The organism is Bacillus sp. SA1-12 (assembly GCF_000981385.1).
Taxonomy (GTDB): Bacteria; Bacillota; Bacilli; order Bacillales; family Bacillaceae; genus Metabacillus.
The window spans coordinates 1-1,046 of record NZ_LATZ01000081.1 but is presented as its reverse complement, the minus strand read 5'-3'; the positions used below and the strand labels follow the sequence as shown (position 1 = coordinate 1,046).

General features: G+C 37.0%; 1 protein-coding gene. It reads right to left on the bottom strand.

Annotated features, from left to right (window positions below):
- Positions 1–165 precede the first annotated feature (165 nt).
- Positions 166–1,046, bottom strand: an 881-nt coding sequence (locus WQ54_RS34330) for an Ig-like domain repeat protein (RefSeq protein ID WP_046585969.1), incomplete at its 5' end; no start/stop codon positions are given.

Genomic DNA, 1,046 nt, shown 5'->3' with positions numbered 1-1,046 from the left:
CGCTCACTTCCTTCAGATTCCATGTCACCATAGACACCCTTGTGTTAGGCTAACTGTTACTTCTGTCTTCACAGTTCGGGACTTTCACCCTATAGATTACACCCATGCTGGGCGCACTTAAAAAAGCAGTAATACCATTCAGGTATAACTGCCCATTTTGTATTTTTACTTGGAATTATCGTGTTTCACCACAATATCTTGAGAAGTAGTAACTGTGTTTCCGGCATTATCGGTTGCTTTATAGGTAACGGTATAAATACGGTCTTCACTGCCACTTCTTTCAGCGCGTACTAAGAAGTTTGTATCGGATGTACCGAATTCAGCACCTTGTATATCTTGAGTCGTGTTTCCATCGCCTTTTACGTTATCCTTTTGATTACTTACAATCGATACCAATTCATATGAACCAACCCCAGATAAATTGTCGTCTGCTTCGACTGAAGCCTTTATCGGAACTAACTGGTGGTTTCTATCTGTGATAACTGATTGATCAAAAGAAACATTTAAAGTTGGTGCCGTTTTATCTATTTTAACTAATTCACTTTTCACTTCTTCTTCATTCCCGGCTTTGTCGATACTCTTATATTCAATCGTATGAATGCCTTCGTTTTGTAATTCGAATGCAATCGTATACTGGTTCCAATCACCATTATTTAGTTTATATAATGTTTTAGCAACTCCCGATTGATCATCAGTCGCATTTAATGAAACATTGACATCACTAGAGTACCATTCATTAACCTTTGGTGAAGAAGATTGCAGTTCTATTTTTGTTACAGGCGGTGAGCCTATAGTAATATTGTAATTACTTAATTTTTGGTAATCGTAATTACCTTTTTTGTCATATAAATAAATGCGATCTATTTTCCATTCACCTTCACCATTATCCTTCTCAACGTTATAGGTCCCCTCATATTTTCTGGTTGTAGAGTTATAGTTGAGGGGAATCTCTATAAGATAAGCGTTTGGATGAGCGTTTGGATTTATATAATGAACAACTACCCTACTAACCCCTGCTTCATCATCTGTTACATCTGCTGATATCT